We start from the raw sequence: 17,021 nt of genomic DNA, 5'->3' as shown, positions 1-17,021 counted from the left end.
CCGCACCATCGTGCCCGCACCATGGTGCTCGCGGCGAACCGGTCCCGTGGTGACGCGGGGGCCAGCCTCACCACGACCACTCCGGCCCACCCCAGTGATCATCGGCGCCTCCCCCGGTTGACTTCCCGCATGACCTCACCACTGCCCCGGCGCACCGCCCTGCGTGCCGCCGCCGTCGCCGCCACCACCGCGGTCGTCGCGACCCCTGCGGCCGTCGCCGCCAACGCCGAGTCCCGCGGCAAGGAGGTCCGCGACTCGTTCACCGTGCGCGACAAGCGGGGCAGGCAACGGGTGCTGGCCGACACCCGGCGCCCACCCGTGCTCATCGGCAGCCAGGTGATCCCGGCCGAGCAGCGCCAGGGCCCCGAACACGGCACCTACCTCATCTTCAACGACGAGAACGGGTCCGAGCGCGGCGGCCTCGTCGCCGGTGCGTCGGAGGCCAGTCTCTCGCTCGACTACGTCAACGCGCAGGCGCTCACGCTCGGCACGAAGTGGCAGGGCGAGCACGGTGCGGCGGCGTTGTTCTTCAAGCAGATGCCGGACCCGAGTCTGCCCGCCGGGCAGACGCCGCCGATGCCGACCAGGGTCGAGCTCGTCTGGTCCACGGGAGACGGCGCGGTGCTCGCGCTCAACGACTCGAAGGGCCGGCCGCGCATCGTCCTCTCGGTGGACGCGCGAGACGTGCCGAGCATTCGGGTGCTGGACGAGCACGGTGCCGTGGTCTCCAGTCTCCTCTGACCGTTCAGCCGACCGGGAAGTCGAAGTAGGTGTCCGGGTAAGGCTCGTCGTTCAACGTGTAGTGCCACCATTCGCTGTCATAGCGCCGGAACCCGCACGCCTCCATGATCGAGCAGAGGTGCTGCCGGTTCGCCGTCTCGGCCTCGCCGACCGCGGCACCGTGGTGCGAGATCGGGTCCATCAGGTCGTGGCCGCCGCCCATCGGCGCGAGCTCGCCGGTGTCCAGGCGGTAGAGCGTGAGGTCGACGGTGCTGCCGCGGCTGTGGCCCGATCTCGTTGCCACGTAACCCTGTTCGAACATCTCCGCCCTCGTGATGCGTGGGTGGTGCCGTGCCTTGGTGTGGCCGTCCTCGGGTTGTGCGGCCCAACGCAGGAAGCACTCGACGGCGCGTTGCGGCCGGTAGCCGTCCCACAGGAGCAGGCCGAAACCGAGCGACTCGGCCTTCTCGTGGGCCATCCGCAGGGCGGCGACCAGCGCGCGGGTGCCCACGACGCGGTTGACCAGGTAGCCGTCGACGGGCTTGCCGGTGAAGTTGTCCCACGTGGCGTACTTGGCGTCCCAGCGAATGCCGGGCACGTCCACGAAGACGAAGTCGTCGTTCACCGGAGCTTTCCCGTCAGCGCCAGGGACACCAGCCGGTCGATCACGTCGCCGAGCGACAGACCCGCCGCCGCCATCATCCTCGGGAAGCGGCTGTAGGAGGTGAGGCCGGGCATGGTGTTGACCTCGTTGAGGACCACTGTCCCCTCCGGCGTCAGGAACATGTCCACCCGAGCGAGGCTCGTGCAGCCCAGCGCGCGGTAGACGACCTTCGCCGTTTCCCGGACGAGCGCGCGTGCCGCCGCCGGGATGTCCGCCGGCACCACGAACGTCGAGTTCTCCGAACCCGACTCCGGCGTGCTCTCCTGGTGGATCCGGAAGAACCCGTGAGTCAGCGCGACGCGGTCCAGTTCGCCGACGATCAGCTCCTCGCCGTCACCGAGGATCGAGCACCCGATCTCGCTGCCCGCCACGGCCGCCTCGATCACGACCTTCGAGTCGTACTGCCGGGCGACCTCCAGCGCCACGCGCAGTTCGTCCTCAGTGGACACCTTGGTGACGCCGAACGACGAGCCCGACCGCGCCGGCTTGACGAAGACCGGGTAGGTCACCGAGTCCGGCACGTCCGTCCAGAAGTCCGGTGTCGCGACCCCGGCGCTCCGGGCGACGACGTACGTGAGCGACTTGTCCATGCACAGCGCGGAACTCTGCACGTCGCAGCCGACGTAGGGAATGCCGGACAGTTCCAGCAGGCCCTGCACCGCGCCGTCCTCCCCGTGCCGGCCGTGCAGCACCGGGAAGATCACGTCCAGGCCGATCGTCTCGACCTTGCCGTCGCCCAGGACCAGCAGCCCGTCGGGCGAGAGCACGACCGGGCGGCCGTCCTCCGCGCCCGGTCCCGCGCACAGCCTCCAGTCGCCGCCGCGCGTGATCTTGATCCAGAACGGCTCGTACTTCTCCGCGTCGAGGCTCCCCGCCACCTCCCGCGCGGACTTCACCGAGACGGGGTGTTCCTCGAACGACCCGCCGAAGATGATCCCGATTTTCGTCCTGCTCATTGTTCTCCCCCGTTTTCGAAGCTCAGGCAGTTGATGAGACTGTTCTGCACGGTGTCGCTCAGGGCGTGGTCCGTGTAATAGGCCGTGTGCGGCGTGATCAGCACGTTCGGCATTCGCTGCAACCGGAGCAGATCGCTGTCCACTTCCCTTGTCCGGCAGTCGGTGTAGAAGATTCCTTCCTCACCTTCGAGGACGTCCAACGCGGCTCCGCCGAGCTTGCCGCTGTCCAATGCCTCGACCAGGGCATTGGTGTCGACGAGCGGACCACGTCCGGTGTTGACGACGACCGCGCCGTGTTTCATCAAAGCGATTCGGTCTCGGTCGAGAAGGTGGTGTGTTCCCGGGTTCAACGGCACGTGCAGCGTGACGATGTCGCTCGTCCGCAGCAGTTCGTCCAACGGCACGTGGTCGGCCGAATCGCGTAGCGTGCTGTCGTGCGCCAGCACGACACAACCGAAGCCGCGCAACCGGTCCAGCACCGCCACGCCGATGCGGCCGGTGCCGATCACGCCGATCGTCAGGTCGCGCAACTCCCGGCCGCGCGTCGCGCTCAACCGGTAGTCGCGCAGGTCAGCTCTTCTCAGAACGGACTTCACGTCCCGCACCACCATCAGCATCGACATCACCGCGAAGTCGGCGACGCTGTCGGGTGAGTAGGCGACGTTCCCGACGGTGATGCCCAGGCTCTCGGCGTGCTCCACGTCGATGTGGTCGAAGCCTGCGCTACGAGTCGAGACGTACCGGACGCCCGCACGACTCAAAGCCAGCAAAGCGGATTCGGTGACGCGGGTTTTGTGGCCGACGCTGACGCACCGGTTTCCGCGCGCCAGTCCGGCGTTGCCCTCGGACACCGCCGAGGAAGTGATGATCGGCGTCACGCCGCAGCGGGGCGCCATTTCCCGGAACAGGACGGCCTCGTCCTGTTCGCACCCGTAGATCGTGATGCCCGTTGCCATGCACCACAGTCAACGAGGCACGGCGTTGCGAGCGGGTATCCGGTTATTGATACACCCGCGATAGGGCCGCTATTCGGCCTTGGTCACCAGCATGTCGATCACACCGGGCAGTTCGGCGCGCAACTGGGCGACGGTGTCGGAGTTGCCCGTGAAGTGGTGCAGCAACGCGCGCTGGAAGATCCCGTCGAGCGTCACGTAGATGGTGCCCGACGACGCGGCGGGCGTGCCGCCCAGCAGTTCGGCGTAGCGGCTGACGACCCGCCACACCATGTCCTCGCGATGGCCGTCGATCTCCAGCACGTCCGCGCGGAACGACTCGTCGAACAGGCTCTGGTTGCGCAGGTCGTACCAGAGGCGGTGCAGGGTCGCGTCCTGGCCGAGGGTGTCGAAGAACATCGCCACGAACCCGGCCCGCAACTGCTCCGCCGTCGTCGACGTCGCCACGACCTCGTCGTAGCGCGTCACGCAGACGACCTCGTACTGGCGGACCGCCTCGGTGATCAGGTCGCGCTTGTCCGCGAAGTAGTAGTGCAGGACGCCGTGCGAGAACTCGGAGTTCTGCGCGATCTCCCGCAGACTCGTGCGCGCGTACCCCAGCTCGGCGAGCGTGTGCAGCGTCGCCACGGCGAGCTCGGTCCGCCGGGCGTCGAACTTGTCGACCTGCCGGCGGGCGATGCGGTCCTGCTTGCGCGAAGCGACTTCTGTCACGCCCCGGAGCCTACCGCTCACTGCGACAAACCTTGACCATTCGTCCAAAAAATCTTGGACAGTCGTCAAGGAAAAACTTGACGACTGTCAAGGAATAGCTAGTGTGTGAGCCAACTCACCGAGGAGGCGACTCAATGACGAGTTATCAGCTGAGCGGGCGAAAAGCGCTGGTCACGGGCGGTGCGCGAGGCCTGGGAGCAGGCATGGCGCAGGCCCTCGCGGCGGCCGGGGCGTCAGTCCTGATCGGCGACGTCCTGGAGGACGAGGGCAAGCAGACCGCTCAAGCTCTGCGTGACTCGGGCGCGACGGCCGAGTTCGTGCCGTTGGACGTCACCGACGACGCCAGCTGGGCCTCAGCGGTGAGCACGGCCGTGGACGCGATCGGCGGCCTCGACATCCTCGTGAACAACGCGGGCATCGAGATCACCAGCCTGATCACCGAGCTCGAGTCCGCCGACGTCCGCAAGATGCTGGACGTGAACGTGCTGGGCACCGCACTCGGCATGAAGCACGGCCTGCGCGCCATGCGTCCCGGTGGCGCGGCGGGCAACGGCGGCTCGATCATCAGCGTCGCGTCCGTCGCGGCGACCATCGCCTTCCCCGGTATCAGCGTCTACTCGGCCACCAAGTCCGCCATCGACCGCCTGACCAGGGTCGCGGCCGCGGAGTCCGGCAAGCTCGGCTACGGCGTGCGCGTCAACTGCATCTACCCCGGCCTCACGCCCACCGCGATGGGCAACCAGCTGGCCGTCGACTGCGCCCAGCTCGGCCTCTTCCCGTCCGTCGAGGCCGCCGTCGGCGCGGTCGTCGAGCTGACGCCGCTCGGCCGGCTCGGGCAGGTCGACGACATGGCGGACGCCGTGGTGTTCCTCGCGTCCGACGCCTCCAAGTTCATCACCGGGGCGGGTCTCCCGGTCGACGGCGGCATGGGGATGTGACCGGAATGCCTACCGACAAGCCCGTCGTCGTCTACGGCGCCTCCGGCTACACCGGACGCCTGATCTGCGAGTACCTCCGCGAGTACGGGATCCCGTTCCTCGCCGTCGGCCGCGACGGCAAGAGGGTCAAGGAAGCCGTCGACGCGGTGCCCGGCATCGACACCGTCTCCTACGACATCGCCGAGGTCGACCACACCGAGGAGGCGCTGACCGAGGCGTTCACCGGCGCCAAGGTCGTGCTCAACACCGTCGGACCGTTCTCGCGCTACGGCCACGAGGCGGTGCGGGCGAGCCTGAACGTCGGCGCGCACTACACCGACACCAACGGTGAGCAGGACTGGATGATCGACACCGACGCGCAGTACGGTGCCGAGTTCGCCAAGCAGGGCCTGCTGATCTCCCCCGGCATCGCGCAGATGTACACGGTCGGCGAGATCGCCGCGCAGATCTGCCTGGAGCAGCCCGGACTGGACACTTTGGACATCGGGGTGTTCTGGAAGGGGTATCCCACCGTCGCTTCCACGAACACCATCCTCACGAACGCCGCGTTCTCGAAGGCGTACTACCTGGAGCAGAACGAGTACGTGGAGTGGCCCGGCGACGCGGGGCTCTACGAGCTCGTCGTGCCCGGCCAGCACGAACTCGGCCTGGCGCTGCCGTGGGGTGGAACGGCGCATCCCGTGTGGTTCAAGAGGGATCCGCGCGTGGCGTCGGTGCGGGCGCTCGGCGGTGTGTTCAACCGGCCGTTGATGCTCGGGGTGCCGCAGATCGTCGCGGCCGCGCTGGAGCAGATGGAGGGCAAGTCGGACGCGGAGAAGTACGAGATCGTCGACGCGTTCTCCGCGCAGGTGCGCAGTGAGATGCCGCCGCGCGAGAACCCGCGGATCAACATCTCGCTCGACTCCGTGCACGCGTCGGGTCCGCTGGGCCGCGCGCACTGCGTGATCCACGGCAACTGCAACTACAAGCAGACGGCGTTGCTGAACGTGCACGCCGCCGTGCACCTGTTGCAGGACGCGCCTCGCCGCGTCGGGTTCGCTTCGGGCTGCCAGGCGTTCGGGCACCGGGAACTGCTGGGCGCGCTGCGGTCGTTCGGGCTGGTCCTCGACCCGATCCTCGAAGTGCACCGCTGATGAGGCTGTCCGACTACCTGGACAAGGGCGCGTCGCTCGGGGGCGACGCGCCCTGCCTGACGATCGGCGACTCGACGCAGAGCTACGCCGAGGTCCAGCGGCGCTCCCGGGAGATCGCGGGAGCGTTGCAGGGCAGCGGGATCGGGCCGGGCGATCGGGTCGCGGTGCTGTCCGCGAACGATCCGCTGGCGCTCACGTGCGTGTTCGGCATCTCGCGGGCCGGGGCGGTGTGGTGCCCGGTCAACCCCCGCAACGAGGCGGCGGAGAACCGGGAGCTGCTCGACCTGTTCGGGTGCCGCTGCCTGTTCTTCCAGGCGAAGTTCGCGCCGCTCGTCGACCGCATCCGGGGTGATCTGCCCGCGTTGACCACGCTGGTGTGCCTGGACGGCGAGGTGGAGGGCGCGGTCACGTTCGACGCCTGGCTCGCGGAGCACGGACGTGAGCCGGAACCGGTGACGGTGGCCGACGACGACCTCTGCGTGCTGGCGGGCACCGGCGGCACGACCGGGCGCCCCAAGGGTGTGCGGCTGACCGGGCACAACCTGGAGACCGCCACCGCGCTGACGCTGATGAGCTACCCGTTCCGCCACCGGCCGCGCTACCTGGCGCTCGCCCCGCTCACGCACTCGGCGGGCGTGCTCACGTTCCCGATCATGGCGCTGGGCGGCGAGACGGTGATCATGCCGGCGCCGGACCTCGGCGAGTTCCTGGCCCTGATCGAACGCCACCGGATCACGCACGCGTTCCTGCCGCCGACGGTGATCTACGGCCTGCTCGACCACCCCGCTCTCGACTCGGCGGACCTCGGTTCGCTGCAGTGCCTCTGGTACGGCGCCGCGCCGATGTCGCCGGTGCGGCTGACCGAGGCGCTGCACCGGATCGGGCCCGTGATGGGTCAGCTGTTCGGGCAGACCGAGGCGCCGAACATGATCGCGACCCTCTCCCCCGCCGACCACTTCCTGCCGGACGGGTCGATCGCGGTCGACCGGTTGTCGTCCGCGGGCAGGCCGTCGCCGCTGACCCAGGTCGCGATCATGGCGGCGGACGGCACGCTGCTGCCGCCCGGTGAACGCGGCGAGATCGTCGTGCGCGGGCCGTTGGTGATGGCCGGGTACCACGAGAACCCGGCGGCGACGGCCGAGGTGAGCGCGTTCGGCTGGCACCACACCGGGGACATCGGGTACCTCGACGCCGACAACTACCTGTTCATCGTCGACCGCGCCAAGGACATGATCATCACCGGCGGGTTCAACGTGTACTCGGCCGAGGTCGAGCAGGCGTTGCGGGCCCATCCGGCGGTCCAGGACAGTGCGGTGGTCGGGCTGCCCGACGAGAAGTGGGGCGAGCGGGTGACGGCGGTCGTGCAGTTGCGCACCGCGGGCCACGCCGACCCGTCCGCGTTGATCGCGTTCGTGAAGGAGCAGATCGGCAGCGTGAAGGCACCGAAGCAGGTCGAGATCTGGCCCGACCTGCCGCGGTCCAAGGTGGGCAAGGTGCTCAAGGCCGAGATCAGGCAGCGACTCGCAGCACCGTCTTCCCCAGCGTCCCCCTGACCTCGCGCAGCGCGTCCTCGAGCGGCAGCTCGCGACCGACGACGGGCTTGATCACGCCGTCGGCCGCGAGCTTCGCCAGCGCGGCGAGGCGTTCGGGTTTGCGGTCGAGCCGGTAGTTCGCGGCGGTCGAGAGCCACGCGGGGCCGTCCTGCCGCTGCACGCCGACCGTGTCCAGAACGGCGTCGGACCTGCGGACGGCGGCGTCCAGCGGTTCCGCGCGGTCGACGACCTCGGTCGCTCCCAGCGCGCGCATCCGGTCGGCGGTCTCGGCGGAGGCGGTGGCGATCACCCGGATCCCGCGCGCGACGGCGGCCTGCACGGCGATCGTGCCCACGCCTCCGGTCGCGCCGATGATCAGCAGCGTGCCGCCGTCCGGCACGGTCAGGTGGTCGAGCACGCTGAGCGCGGTCATGCCCGCGGTCGGGAGGGCGGCGGCCAGGTGGGTCGGCACCGCGTCCGGGATCGTGGTCAGGGCACCGAGCGCGGGTGTCTCCCGCGCCACGACGACCTCGGCGAAGGTGCCGAACCGCAGAGGCCGGCTCCAGAACTGGCCGAACACCCGCTGGCCCGCGCGGAACTCGGTCACGTCCGCGCCGACCGAGGTGACGACGCCCGCGCCGTCCATGCCGAGGGTGAGCGGGAAGCGGTACTCCCCGATGGCCTTCAGCGCTCCGGAGGCGATGGCCAGGTCCAGCGGATTGGTCGACGCCGCCTCGACGGCGACCTGGATCTCGCCGCGGCCCGGTTCGGGAACGGGCTGGTCGGTGAGGGCCGGGGTGGCACCGAAACCGGTGATGGTGATCGCTCGCATGCCCTCAGCCTGGGGTCGCGGGCCAGGAAAGAGAACGACCGGTTCGGCACCGACTATTACCTGCTGAGCACTAATAGCGTTGCCTGTGGGGTAATAGACTCGGCTGGTGGTCGAGTCTCGTCCCCTTCGCTACTTCGTGGCGGTCGCGGAGGAACGCAACTTCACGCGCGCCGCGGCCAGGCTCGGCATCGCCGGGCCCGCGTTGTCGCGCGCGATCCAGAACCTGGAACACGAACTGGGCGTGCGCCTGTTCGACCGCTCCACCCGCGTCGTCGAGCTGACCGAACCGGGCGAGGTGCTGCTCACCCACGCCCGTCCCGCCCTCGAAGCCCTGGACGCGGCCGCACTGCGCGCCTCCCGGGCACCCCGCCGTGGCCTGGTCCTGGCGGTCAAGGCCGACACCGACGGCGGTCTGCTCGACCAGATCACGCAGGCCGTGCCCGTCACCGTGCGCCTGTGCGGCTGGCGCGAACACACGGGCCTGCTGCGCTCGGGCGAGGTCGATGCCGCGCTGATGTTCGAGCCCTACGACCCGGACGGCATCGACGTGGAGGTCGTCGCCGTGGAACCACGCGTGGCGGCGTTGCCTCGCACCCATCACCTCGCGGGTGCTTCGACCGTGCTGCTGGCCGACCTGGGCATCGGCGCCGAGGAGGTCAGCGAACGCGCCGAGCGCGACATAGGCGACCAGGGCGTCCACGATCTCGCCCAGTTGCTGGCACTGGTCGGCCTCGGCGCGACGATCACCGTGCTGCCGCGGTCGGTCGCGGACAAGTACCCGCGACCGGCCGTCCGCTACGTGCCGATCGAGGACTGCCCGCCCGCCGCTCTCGTCCTCGCGTGGCCGGAGCGGTCCCGCAGCCGTGCCGTCGCCGCGCTCGTGCAGGCCGTCAGCCGACTCGTTTCGCCGGCACCACCAGGATGATCGACAGCACCACGAGCAGGCTCAGCAGGACGACGTTCAACGCCTGGTCGAGCGGCTCGTACATGTGCAGCATCGTCAGGTGGTAGAGGAAGTGCAGGCCGTTGAACACCAGCAGCGCGGCGCCCGCCAGCAGCGCGACGGCCTGCTTCTTCACGTGCACCAACGCCACCAGGCTCAGCGCGGTGAACGCGAGGTAGAACGCGCCGACGTCCTTCGCGAAGTGCTCGTTGTACGGACCGAGTTGCGGCAGCCAGCGCAGGCCGAAGCCGGGAAACGTGTCGTACCAGGCCTGCGGGGCGAAGTAGGCGAAGAACCCGACGTACGCAGCCGTGACGCCGTTGAAGGCCAGGCTGATCCGGTCCAGCAGGAGTTTCACGTGAGGGTCCTTTGTCCGCGCCGGAAATCGAGGGGAGGAACCTGGACATCAAACAACAAGGGTTCGAGCCACTGTGTCATGTGGACTGCTAAGCGAGGCGTGCGTCACCCCGGTCCCCGAACCGCTCCGCCACTGACTCGGTGTGCGTCCTACCCGATCGCGCGGAGATCGACGGGTACCGTGCGGGTCGTGGAACCTGTCGCGCTGCCGTTGGGCCGTCCCCGCGAAGAGCGGGCCGACGCCGCGCGCAACCGCGCCCACCTGATCGAGGTCGCCCGCGAGATGGTCGCGGAACTGGGCGCGGACAAGGTCACGATGGACGGCCTCGCCGAACGCGCCGGGCTCGGCAAGGGCACCGTGTTCCGTCGTTTCCGCACGCGTGCCGGGATCTTCCACGCGTTGCTGGACGAGGAGGAGACGCGGTTCCAGCAGCAGGTGATGAGCGGGCCGCCGCCACTGGGACCCGGCGCGCCGGCGGTCGAGCGGCTGGTCGCGTTCGGCCACGCCCGGCTCGAGTTCCTCGTCCGCCACACCGTTCTCGCGCGTGCGTCGCTCGACCCGGGCCAGCCGATCCCCGCCGCCGCCAGCCCTTCGCGCTTCCACGTGCAGGTGTTGCTGGCCGAGGCCTGTCCCGACGCCGCCGCGAGCGGCACGCTGGCGTTGCAGCTCGTGGCGGCGCTGGAAGGCCCGATCCTGCTGTACCTGCAGACCCAGGACGGCGACGCGCCCGACCCGCGCACGGTGGTGAACGACCTCGTCACCAGCTGGCAGGTCCTGGTCGAGCGCGTCTGCGCCTAGGCTTTGGTGATCACGGACGCGCTGTCGACAACGTCCGTGATCATCACACCTAAACCTTGGTGCGCACGGTGAAGCGGTCGATCGTCAGCGCGCCCGCGTCCAGCCTCAGCCCGAGGCCCGGCGCCCACCCCGCGACCACCGAGGGATCCACGACCGACCCGATCGGAGCGGACCGCAGCAGCGTCCACCGGTTCGCGTGCTCCTGCCAGCTGGTCAGCTGACCGTTCTCGACCACGACGGCGAGCCGGTCGCCCGGTGCCCACGTCAGCGTCGCGCAGCAACCGCCGGTGGCCTCGTCGCCCTTCCGGGACCCCGCCACCGTCACGTCGACACCCGAGGCCTTGCCCGCGTTGTTGAACCAGGCCAGGGCGAAGTCGCGGTTCCCGGCGGTCTGGCCGAGGAACAGGCTGTCCTCGGGGGCCGAGCCCGCGAACGACCTCGGTTCGACGATCACCGCGGTCCCGCGCACGGAGCCTGCCACCGGTGCGGCCAGCACCGAACCCGCACGAGCCGTGGCACTCGCGGTCAGCACGCCGTTCGCGACCCTCAGCGAAGGCGGCGGTTCTCCGAACGGGCCGTCGACGCGATACGAGCCGATCCGGTTCGTGTCGAACGTGTCGTCCCAGACCACGTTGGCGTAGGCGGCAGGATCGAAGACGGTCTGGGCGGAGCTCAACGCCGATGTGACCCCGCCGTCACCGGACACCGTTGCCATCACACGGATCGGCACCCGTTCACCGAGCTTCAGGCCGGCAGGAGCCGTGACGCGCCACCGGGTGACGAGACTCTGGCCCGTTCCGAGTTGGGCGGCGTAGGCCGGGGACAGCGGCACGGCACTCCACCCCGACGGCACGGCCAGCGTCGCCTGAACGCCGCGCAACGGTTGCTGCGCCTGCAAAGTCGTGGTCGTCTCCACCGCACCGGCCCGGACCGCGAGATCGTCCGGAACCGACGCGCTCAACCCCCGCACGGGCGTTCGCCACGACGAGAACGACGTGATGCCGACAGCACCGCCGTCCGTTCGGCGCGGCAGGACGCGCACCCGGCTCGTGGTCACAGCGGGGTGCACCAGGACGCGGTTCACCTGACGTGCCACCGGTTGCGCGGGAGTTCTCTGCTGGCCGGGCACGTCCCGCCACTGGCCGTCCCAGTACTGCAGGTCGAACGTCGCGGGCACGCGCACTCCCCCGCCGTCGTCGTAGAACACGACGCGGAGGTCCGAGATCGACGTCGGCACACCGAGGTCGACCTCCAGCCAGTCGGCGGAGTTCGGGCTGCCGTAGGACGTCCAGCGCGTGCCGGGCACGTCGAGGTGGAAGTCCTGGCCGTCGATCGCCTTGGTGGGCGGGTCGGCGCTGTAGCTGTGGGACGCGCGGGCGGTGGGGAACCCGGTGCGGCTGACGTTCGCGAAGTCGTCGACCAGCTCGGTCGCGTCCGCCGAGGTGCGCGCCGGGATCGTCAGGCGCACCGCCGCGAGACCGGCCTGGCTGTGGGCGAGCGTGCCGTCGACCCAGACGCGCAGGCCGGCGCCCTTGCCGTAACGGCTGCCGTCCCTGTCCCACAACACGGTCAGGTTGTGGCCGTGGTACGGCACGTTCTCGGCGGCGAAGTGGTTCCAGGAGTCCGGGACCAGCGGCGCGATCGACACCTCGTTCCCGAGCCGCGGCCGGATGCCGAGCAGGCCGGACAGCACGTTGTCGTTGAACGTCGAGTGGTTGTAGTCCTCGCTGTGGCCCTTGCCGTCGTACAGCCAGCGGTTCTCGTCGGGGTGGTGGGCCTCCGCGACGTACGGCTCGCCGTTCTTGCGCTGTGTCAACGCATAACCGCGTAGCACCGCCAGGTAGTCGTCACGGTCCACGTAGGACTGTGCCGGGTAGTCGATCAGCAGGTTCGCCATGGCGGTCAGGGTCTGGCTGGTCGCGAACGGCCAGCTGGGACCGTTCCAGCGGCAGCACCCGGTGAGCGCGTCCTTCATGAACCACGGGCTGCGGCGCTCGGCGGTGGTCGGCCCGTACTGCGAGGCGAACCCCTGCGGGTCGGTCAGCTGCGCCCACGCCGCGCTGTTCGCCGCCGGTGGCATGTGGAAGTACCACGGCACGAAGCCGATCTGCTCGCGGTCGGCGAGCTTCGTGCGACCGGGGTTGTCGTCACGCATGACGTGCTTGTAGAACTTGCCCGCGTCGTCCCACAGCCATCGTTCCTGGCTGGTCTTGAGCGCTTCGGCGGCCTGGTCGAAGCGCTGGGCGCCGGTGGCGTCACCCCGTGCCCTGTACAGCTCGGCGATCGCCTTCGCGTCGCCGTACTGGTAGGCGTTGAGCGTCGGCCGGAAGCCGTCGCCGCCGTGGTAGGGATCAGGGCTCTGGTAGGAGCTGGCGGTGTACTCCATCGCGTCCCACACCGGCGTCTGCCAGTAGAGCCCGAGGTCCTGGTTGAACTGCGGTGACCAGCGCTCCCACTGCCGCACGAGCTCGGGCAGCCGGTCCGTGGCGAACCGGGAGCGCCCGTCGACGGCGGCACGCGCGGCCACGGCGTCGGCGGCCCAGAACGAGTACTGGTGGGCCCAGTCGGTGGTGTTCTCGTTGAGGAAGTCGGTCGCGGGCTTGGCACCCGCGCCGGAACCGCGCAACCAGTAGTCGACGTAGTCGTCCAGATAGCGGTGGTCGCGCAGCCAGCGTCCCTCGTAGACGTGGTGGCCCGCCGCCGCGACGATGCCGCCGTTCGGCGCGGAGTAGCCGACCGGGCCGAGGAACTCGGAGACGATCCAGCCGTCCTTCGGGCCGGAGTACTTGAGCGCCTCGCGGAAGGTGCGCCACCGGTAGTAGTAGGTGTCGCGGATGTCCCGGTCGGGGAGGTCGACGAACGGGATGTTCGCCTCGTACCAGGCCGGTTCCGGAACGTTCCCGAGCAGGTCGGGATGGTTGAGGAACTGGGTGCCCGCACCCACCGCGGGGTACAGGTCGGGAGCAAGGGCCTCCCGCTCCGTCACCGGGTCCAGGCCCAGCGCGGAGGCCGGTGCGCGATCTTGATGCGCCACCGCCGGCCAGGTCGTCGAGAAGGTCAACGCCGCCACCACGAGCATCGTCACTGACACGCGCATGAGCCCATTGAAGTGGGAGCGCTCTCAACGCGCAAGACTCAACGCAGTCCGACATACCTCGACAGGATCTCGAACATCGGCGATCGTCCCCGCCGCCCGAGCCGCCGCAGCCGCGAACCCCGGGTCACCCAGCACCCGCGCCACGGCGTCCCGGAGCCCTTCCACGGTCGGCGGGCGCACGATGAGCCCGCTCCCCTGCCGCGCGACCCTGCACGCCATCTCCCACTGGTCACCGCCACCGGGCACCACCACGACGGGAACGGCCGCCCGCAACGCCTTGACGAGCATCCCGTGCCCGCCACCGCACACGAGCACCGCGGCCTGACGCAGCAGCACGTCCTGGTCACCGGGCCCCGACCGCGCCCAGCCCGGCAGGTCCGGAACGGGCGCGAAAGACGACACCACAGCCCGCACCTCCCTGTCCCGCAACGCTTCCAGCGTCATCTCGGCCATGCCCCTGGCCCCGGTCCACGCCGTCGACGGCGCGATCATCACGAGCGGAGCGTCCCCTGGCGGCGGACTCAGCGTCGCGCGGCTCGCCTCCCACAGCAGCGGCCCGACCACGTGCGCGTCGCGTGGCCAGTCCGGGCGCGGCACTTCGAGCGCAGGCAGCGTCGCGATCAACCGCGCCGCCGGCCCAGGCCCCACCGCGGGAAGCCCGATCCGTTGCCGCACGACAACACGCTGCCGTTCGCCCTGCCGCAGCGACCGTGCCGTGAACGCCCGCAACACCGAGTCCCGCAGCCTGCCGCGCACGCCGACGCCGGCGGCCAGCCCGCTTCCCATGGGCGGCAACCACTTCGACGCCTCGTACAACGGGTGCGGCGACAGTTGCACCCACGGCACGCCGATCAGTTCGGCGGCCATGCTCGCGCCCAGTGCCAGTACGTCGCACACCACCAGATCCGGTTGGAGCGCGGCGAGTTGAGGGGCGAGCGCCGTGGCCAGCACCCCGGCCTGGTCGCAGAGCGCCAGTCCCAGGTCGGGCGCGTCCTTCAGGTCGTCGAGGGACAGGCCGGTCACGCGGGACGCCGTGATCCCCTCCGCGGTCGCCGCCTCGACCCAGCGGTCGCCGGTGAGCAGGACCGGGGTGTCGCCGGCGTCGGCGAGCCTCAGGCACAGGGCGATGGCCGGCACCACATGACCGGGATCGCCCCCGGAGACCACGACTACGCGCACGGGTCAGATCTAGCACCTGGCGGCTCGTTCGGCGATCGTGAGGGCATGGATCAGGCACGATGGCAGACCTACTGGGACCGCAAGTCGGCGACCTACGACCAGGAGATGGGCTTCCTGGACCGCCGCGTCTTCGGCGACTCCCGCCGGTGGGCGTGCTCCCAGGCGACCGGCGACGTGCTGGAGGTCGCCGTCGGCACCGGCCTCAACCTGCCGCACTACCCGGCCGGCGTGTCGCTGACCGGCCTTGATCTGAGCGAGCGGATGCTCGGCCTCGCCCAGTCACGCGCCGCCGGACTCGGCCGCGAGGTGACGCTGCGGCAAGGCACCGCACATGCCTTGCCGTTCGCCGACGCCTCCTTCGACACGGTGGTCTGCACGCTGGGCCTGTGCGCCATTCCCGATCACGGGACCGCGGTGGCCGAGATGGTCAGGGTGCTGCGGCCGGGTGGCCGGTTGATCCTCCTCGACCACGTCGCCAGTTCGTCCCGGCTGACGCGGGGCGTGCAGTGGCTGCTGGAGCGGATCACGGTGCCGATGGCGGGCGAGCACTTCCTGCGCCGCCCGCTGCCCCTGGTCGAGGCCCGCGGGCTGGTCGTCGAGGATCGTCAGCGCTTCAAGCTCGGCGTGGTGGAACGACTCGTCGCCCGCAAGCCGGTCAGCAGCGACAGGTCAGCATGAAGTGACTGCACAGCCAACGCTGAACAGTGGTCAGTGACGGACGCGGTCCGTCGCGCAGCCGACGAGGAGCATCACCAGGACGGCTGCGAGCGCGTGGTCACCGCTGAGCGCGAACACGCCCGCGAGTGTGAGCCAGAGCACAAGCCTCATAGTGCGAGGTTAGGGACCGTACGACGGACTCCGCATCTCATTTGGGCAAGGCTTGATGGTCCCTTAAGCAAAAATGGAAACGTGACGCCTCGGGAGTTCTGGGACCAGCACGCCGCGACGTTCGACGACGAGCCCGACCACGGACTTCGCGACCCACGAGTGCGTCGCGCCTGGGCCGATCTCCTGCTCCCGCTGTTCCCGCCGGCTGCCTCCGTCGTGGACCTGGGGTGCGGCACCGGCAGCCTGTCGGTCCTGCTCGCCGAGGCCGGTCACGACGTGCACGGCCTCGACCTGTCCGAGGAGATGGTGAAGGCGGCACGCCGGAAAGCGGCGGCGGCGGGCGTGACCGTCGACTTCACCACCGGCGACGCCGCTCACCCGCCGCACCCGAAGGCGTCGTTCGACGTCGTGCTGGCGCGGCACGTGCTCTGGGCGTTGCCAGACCCGGCCGCAGCGTTGGAGGAATGGGTGTCACTGCTCCAGCCGGGCGGCGTTCTCGTGCTCGTGGAAGGCCGGTGGTCGACCGGGGCCGGACTCACCGCCGCCGAGGCGCGCGAGCTGGTCGGCGGAGACGCCCTGGTCACCCCTCTGACCGACGAGGCCCTGTGGGGCCGGGAGATCGACGACGAGCGCTACCTGCTCGTCAGTCGCCGGTAGGCAGGCCGTCGAGCATCAGCCGGAGAGCGAACTCGAACCGCTCGTGCCCCTGTCCGGCACCGAGCTTGTCCGCGTGTTCGACCGTGTGCGGGAAACGGCTCGCCGGGAGCATCTTCAGCCGTGCGAGCATCTCTGCCCCGCCGGTCTCTCCACGCAGTGACGACTCGAACGTGTACGCGCTGACGTACAGCAGCACGGCGTCGATCGCCCACGCCGCCGCCTGCGCGGGCACGCCGCCCGCGAGGAAGAGCGCGAGCATGCCCTCGGTGATCCGCAGCGTGTCGAGGTTGGCGGGCGGGGCGGTCAACGCGGCCCGCGCGATCCCCGGATAACGCAGGAACTCGTCCCGCAACTGACCGCAGACGTCGAGCACCTGCTCGCGCCAGCGGGAGGCATCGGGCGCGGGCACCACCACGTTCTTGCTGAGCGTCCCGATCAGCAGGTCGTCGAGGTCGGCCTTGTTGCGCACGTGGGCGTAGAGCGAGGCGGGCCCGGTCTGCAACGCTGCGGCGACGCGGCGCATGGTCAGCGCGTCGAACCCCTCGGCCTCCACCAGTGCCAGCGCCGTGGTGACGATGCGCCCGACCGTGATCGGTTCCTTGCGCGCCGGGGGTGATTCCTCCAGCGCGGCGATCTGCGTCGCCCAGTCTTCGCGGGACCTGCGGTTCATGACCTCGATCATACCAGTTGACCCGAACAGTGTTCGTGAGTAGAACAGTGTT

17 protein-coding genes are annotated in these 17,021 nt (G+C 69.9%); 8 read left to right on the top strand and 9 right to left on the bottom strand.

From position 1 onward, the window contains the following. Positions 1-129 precede the first annotated feature (129 nt). A complete protein-coding gene (locus PV646_RS17930; RefSeq protein WP_500343249.1) occupies positions 130-741 on the top strand; it encodes a hypothetical protein in 612 nt (203 codons plus the stop codon). A 4-nt stretch (positions 742-745) separates the two neighbouring features. On the opposite strand, the gene vanX is transcribed toward PV646_RS17930, so the two are convergent. The 4 genes from vanX to PV646_RS17910 all read right to left on the bottom strand — a co-directional run bounded on the left by vanX (position 746) and on the right by PV646_RS17910 (position 4,004). Then, positions 746-1,345 (bottom strand): D-Ala-D-Ala dipeptidase VanX, encoded by a 600-nt coding sequence (gene vanX, locus PV646_RS17925; RefSeq protein ID WP_500343248.1) that lies wholly within the window; start codon positions 1,343-1,345, stop codon positions 746-748. Continuing rightward, positions 1,342-2,340 carry a D-alanine--D-alanine ligase family protein gene (locus tag PV646_RS17920; protein WP_500343246.1) on the bottom strand — a complete coding sequence of 333 codons (999 nt, stop codon included), beginning with the start codon at positions 2,338-2,340 and terminating at the stop codon, positions 1,342-1,344. The genes vanX and PV646_RS17920 overlap by 4 nt, the downstream gene beginning before the upstream one ends. Further along, positions 2,337-3,296, bottom strand: coding sequence for a D-isomer specific 2-hydroxyacid dehydrogenase family protein (locus PV646_RS17915; protein WP_500343244.1), 960 nt, complete (start codon positions 3,294-3,296; stop codon positions 2,337-2,339). The genes PV646_RS17920 and PV646_RS17915 overlap by 4 nt, the downstream gene beginning before the upstream one ends. 69 nt (positions 3,297-3,365) lie before the next feature. Further along, the gene (locus PV646_RS17910; RefSeq protein WP_500343242.1) at positions 3,366-4,004 is read right to left on the bottom strand and encodes a TetR/AcrR family transcriptional regulator; all 639 of its coding nucleotides are present in this window, start codon (positions 4,002-4,004) and stop codon (positions 3,366-3,368) included. Between the two features lie 134 nt (positions 4,005-4,138). On the opposite strand from PV646_RS17910, the gene PV646_RS17905 reads away from it, so the two are divergent. Genes PV646_RS17905 through PV646_RS17895 form a run of 3 tightly spaced genes read left to right on the top strand, consistent with a single transcriptional unit; the run spans position 4,139 to position 7,628 of the window. After that, positions 4,139-4,942 carry an SDR family NAD(P)-dependent oxidoreductase gene (locus PV646_RS17905; protein ID WP_500343240.1) on the top strand — a complete coding sequence of 268 codons (804 nt, stop codon included), beginning with the start codon at positions 4,139-4,141 and terminating at the stop codon, positions 4,940-4,942. Positions 4,943-4,947: 5 nt separating this feature from the next. Then, entirely contained in the window at positions 4,948-6,075 is a 1,128-nt protein-coding gene (locus PV646_RS17900; protein ID WP_500343235.1) for a DUF5938 domain-containing protein, read from the top strand. After that, a complete protein-coding gene (locus tag PV646_RS17895; protein ID WP_500343233.1) occupies positions 6,075-7,628 on the top strand; it encodes an acyl-CoA synthetase in 1,554 nt (517 codons plus the stop codon). The genes PV646_RS17900 and PV646_RS17895 overlap by 1 nt, the downstream gene beginning before the upstream one ends. Here PV646_RS17895 and PV646_RS17890 read toward each other — a convergent pair. After that, complete coding sequence (locus tag PV646_RS17890; protein ID WP_500343231.1) at positions 7,585-8,439, bottom strand: NADP-dependent oxidoreductase; 855 nt, start codon at positions 8,437-8,439, stop codon at positions 7,585-7,587. The two genes, PV646_RS17895 and PV646_RS17890, sit on opposite strands and share 44 nt — an antisense overlap. Before the next feature lie 106 nt (positions 8,440-8,545). On the opposite strand from PV646_RS17890, the gene PV646_RS17885 reads away from it, so the two are divergent. Next, positions 8,546-9,364, top strand: coding sequence for a LysR family transcriptional regulator (locus PV646_RS17885; RefSeq protein ID WP_500343229.1), 819 nt, complete (start codon positions 8,546-8,548; stop codon positions 9,362-9,364). On the opposite strand, the gene PV646_RS17880 is transcribed toward PV646_RS17885, so the two are convergent. Beyond that, positions 9,330-9,740 (bottom strand): hypothetical protein, encoded by a 411-nt coding sequence (locus PV646_RS17880; RefSeq protein ID WP_500343227.1) that lies wholly within the window; start codon positions 9,738-9,740, stop codon positions 9,330-9,332. The genes PV646_RS17885 and PV646_RS17880 overlap by 35 nt on opposite strands. 189 nt (positions 9,741-9,929) lie before the next feature. Between PV646_RS17880 and PV646_RS17875 the strand changes: the two genes are divergently transcribed. Continuing rightward, a complete protein-coding gene (locus tag PV646_RS17875) occupies positions 9,930-10,538 on the top strand; it encodes a TetR/AcrR family transcriptional regulator (protein WP_500343225.1) in 609 nt (202 codons plus the stop codon). 49 nt (positions 10,539-10,587) lie between these two features. Here PV646_RS17875 and PV646_RS17870 read toward each other — a convergent pair whose 3' ends face one another. Both PV646_RS17870 and PV646_RS17865 read right to left on the bottom strand, forming a co-directional pair. Then, positions 10,588-13,635: an MGH1-like glycoside hydrolase domain-containing protein gene (locus PV646_RS17870; protein WP_500343223.1), complete on the bottom strand. Its 3,048-nt coding sequence runs from the start codon at positions 13,633-13,635 to the stop codon at positions 10,588-10,590. A 24-nt stretch (positions 13,636-13,659) separates the two neighbouring features. Then, positions 13,660-14,814 carry a glycosyltransferase gene (locus PV646_RS17865; protein ID WP_500343221.1) on the bottom strand — a complete coding sequence of 385 codons (1,155 nt, stop codon included), beginning with the start codon at positions 14,812-14,814 and terminating at the stop codon, positions 13,660-13,662. 45 nt (positions 14,815-14,859) lie between these two features. Between PV646_RS17865 and PV646_RS17860 the strand changes: the two genes are divergently transcribed. After that, a complete protein-coding gene (locus PV646_RS17860) occupies positions 14,860-15,492 on the top strand; it encodes a class I SAM-dependent methyltransferase (RefSeq protein ID WP_500343219.1) in 633 nt (210 codons plus the stop codon). A gap of 231 nt (positions 15,493-15,723) precedes the next feature. Continuing rightward, entirely contained in the window at positions 15,724-16,299 is a 576-nt protein-coding gene (locus PV646_RS17855) for a class I SAM-dependent methyltransferase (protein ID WP_500343217.1), read from the top strand. On the opposite strand, the gene PV646_RS17850 is transcribed toward PV646_RS17855, so the two are convergent. Next, entirely contained in the window at positions 16,286-16,969 is a 684-nt protein-coding gene (locus tag PV646_RS17850; RefSeq protein ID WP_500343216.1) for a TetR/AcrR family transcriptional regulator, read from the bottom strand. The two genes, PV646_RS17855 and PV646_RS17850, sit on opposite strands and share 14 nt — an antisense overlap. Between the last annotated feature and the right edge of the window lie 52 nt (positions 16,970-17,021).

The sequence above is a fragment of the Streptomyces sp. ID05-26A genome (assembly GCF_033794685.1).
Classification (GTDB): Bacteria; Actinomycetota; Actinomycetes; order Mycobacteriales; family Pseudonocardiaceae; genus Lentzea.
The sequence above is the reverse complement of the archived record's forward strand: the minus strand, read 5'-3'. Positions and strand labels throughout refer to the sequence as shown.